Source organism: Pseudomonas sp. GL-B-12, from assembly GCF_019955895.1.
Lineage (GTDB): Bacteria > Pseudomonadota > Gammaproteobacteria > Pseudomonadales > Pseudomonadaceae > Aquipseudomonas.
In genome coordinates, this window is sequence record NZ_JAHBCX010000084.1 from 1 (window position 1) to 1,201 (window position 1,201).

The following is a 1,201-nucleotide window of genomic DNA, read 5'->3' on the forward strand; positions in this document are numbered from 1 at the left end:
ATCGCGAGCAAGCTCGCTTGTATGCTAGGACTTGAAGGGAGGAGGAGGGACAAGGCTCGATTCTGACTGTTAGCGCAGTACAGATCCGTGGGAGATTTCGCCCCTCCTCCTTTCACCCAAGCGCCGATAAAGAATGCATCTGGCTAGACCGACGATAGGAACAAGCCTGCGCCTCTGGGTGAGCCCTTCAAGTGCTCAAAACCATATCTCGGGGGATGTTCAATGGCAATGCCGGTTTCTGCTATCAAGCCAATCGTGGGCGTGGATGTCGCCAAGAGTGAATTGGTGATCTATCAGGCCGAACTGGAACTGCTTGAGACGCTTCCCAATAACAAGCCAGCCATCAAGAAATGGCTGAAAGCCTTGCCGGCGCCGGTCGATGTCGCGATTGAGTCGACCAATATCTATCACCTGGAGTTCGCCGACCTGGCCCATGAGGCCGGTTGCACCATTTACATGGTCGGCGGCTATGAACTGAGCCATTACCGCAAAGGTGTGAAAGTTCGCGCCAAAACGGACGCACTGGATGCAAAGTTGCTCGCCCGCTATCTGAAAAACGAATATGAAGAGCTCCATCCATGGATTCCGCCCTCGCCGTTGTACCGCTGCCTCTTGAGCCTTTTCCGCCGGCGCGCGGCGCTGGTTCAGGCGCGGGTTCGCCTGGTGCAGAGCTGGACAAATGAACCGCTGCTCAAAGCCGCTTTTGCCGAGCAAGTGGCCTCCATGCAGAGACTTGAAGGGCTGGTCGAGAAAATGATCAACGACCGCCTGAAAGAGGCCGGCTTGCTGGCCCAGTTGAAGCGTTGCATGAAAGTTGAAGGTATTGGTTTTTTAACCGGAGCGCGCTTGATCGCGGCCTTTCAGCGAGGCGACTTCAGAAATGCAGATGCCTTCATCGCATTTTTAGGGATGGATTTGCGGGTGTCGCAGTCAGGACAAAAGGACGGTCGCCGCAGCCTGACAAAGCGAGGCGACCCGGAAGCGCGTCGACTGCTGCACAACGCCGCCATGTCGGCCAGCCGCACAGCCGCCTGGAAAGGCTTTTATGAAGAGCAAAGAGCCAAAGGGTTCAGCACTACGCAGGCACTGGTGATACTGGCCCGCAAACTTGCCCGGATCGTATTTGCACTGCTGAAAGGGCAGAGCGAATACCAACCAAAAGCAGGTTGAGGGCTTTCCCTCAACCATAGAATCTCCCACA

General features: G+C 55.7%; 1 protein-coding gene. It reads left to right on the plus strand.

Features of this window, described 5'->3' with window-relative positions:
* Nucleotides 1-222: 222 nt before the first annotated feature.
* Complete coding sequence (locus tag KGA85_RS29470; protein ID WP_223453708.1) at nucleotides 223-1,170, plus strand: IS110 family transposase; 948 nt, start codon at nucleotides 223-225, stop codon at nucleotides 1,168-1,170.
* The last annotated feature ends 31 nt before the right edge of the window (nucleotides 1,171-1,201 follow it).

Excerpts from the sequence above, each read along its gene's own strand:
- KGA85_RS29470 (WP_223453708.1), top strand. The coding sequence starts at position 223 with ATGGCAATGCCGGTTTCTGCTATCAAGCCAATCGTGGGCGTGGATGTC.